Genomic DNA, 1299 nt, shown 5'->3' on the forward strand with positions numbered 1-1299 from the left:
GGGGAGTGGGACTGGGTGTCGCGTCTCGCTCCTGAGGCGCGGGCCGCGTTCATGGAGGGTCTGCGGGCCTACCACGACGGTGGCAATGAGCTGCGGGTCAGTGCGGAGCAGGGGGTGCTCACGACGTACGATCCGCCGCGGCTGATCTCGCTGCACCTCGTCGCGGACGGTTTCGCGGCGAGAGGGGACGCCGCGTTGCACGATCCGCAGGGGACGGTCGCGGCGCTGCTGGAACGGTTGCCGGCGACCGAGCGGCCCGGAGTGCTGCACCTGCGGCCCGGCTGGCTGGACGGCGAGGTGGACGGGATGGATCGCGCCGCCTTCGCCGCGGCCGTGCGCCAGGCCGTGTGTCCTGAGCAGGTCGAGGGTGTTGAGACCTGGTCGAGCGACGAGCGGATTGGAGCGTTGCAGCTCTCCGTCGTCGGCAGGCGCCCGCAACCAGCCGAGAAGGCCGAGTCGCAGAGCCCTCGTGTCGAGCAAACTCCGGATGAGGTGGATGCGGCGAAGGCTCCGGAGATCGTGGAGGTACTGGAGGTCGCGGAGGGTCTGGAAGTTGCAGAGGTCGCGAAGGCCTCGGAGGCTCCGGAGGTTGCAGGGGGCGCGGAAGGTCCAGAGGTCGTAGGAAGCGTGGAAGCCGTGGAGACCCCGAAGACGGCGGTGGAGCCGGTTGAACTGGTGGAGGCCGGGGCTGGGGCCGGGGCTGGGGCCGAGGTCAAGGCGGGTGGCGGCGTTGTGGCACCGGCGACGGTTGTGGAGCGCGCGGCGGGTGCGCGCGGGGGATCGGCCGTGAACACGATGATGCTGGACCTGGCCCGGGTGCTCGACGGCTACGTGGATGCCCGCGAGAAGCAGCCGGACGCGGCGGCGGAGTCGCTGCTGCGAGAGGTCGCCGCCGGTGTGATCGCCGCCGGTGGTCCCGGCCTCACCTGGACGAAGCCGCCCACGCAGGCGGAGCTGCGGATCGTGCTCCCGGCCGCGGGCGCCCCCGCGGCCCGGGCAGAGCGTACGGCCGAGGCGGGGGCGCGTTAAGGCGGCTCGTCGAGGAGGGCCGGAGCCGCGCTGAGGTAGCGAGGCCGCCGCAAGAGGCAGCGAGGCCGCAGGGGGGCCGGGGGCTGCGAGTAGGTAGCGGACCCTTGGGAATCGGAGCGGCGAGCGGGTGGCGGACCCTGAGGAACCGGGGCCCGGGATTGCATTGTGGTGGCGGGCCTCGGGGTGTCGGGGCTGCGTCGCGGTGGCGGGCCTCGGGTGCTGGGATCGCATTGAGGTGGCGGATCCGGTGGGGTGGAAGCGGGTTGAGGG

Annotated in this window: 1 protein-coding gene; it reads left to right on the forward strand. The window is 72.8% G+C overall.

Features of this window, described 5'->3' with window-relative positions:
* Positions 1-1029 (forward strand): hypothetical protein (locus ETD85_RS62340; RefSeq protein ID WP_206059658.1); only part of this gene is annotated, 1029 nt, incomplete at its 5' end.
* Positions 1030-1299 lie beyond the last annotated feature (270 nt).

This window comes from Nonomuraea zeae, assembly GCF_005889725.1.
GTDB classification, from domain to species: domain Bacteria; phylum Actinomycetota; class Actinomycetes; order Streptosporangiales; family Streptosporangiaceae; genus Nonomuraea; species Nonomuraea zeae.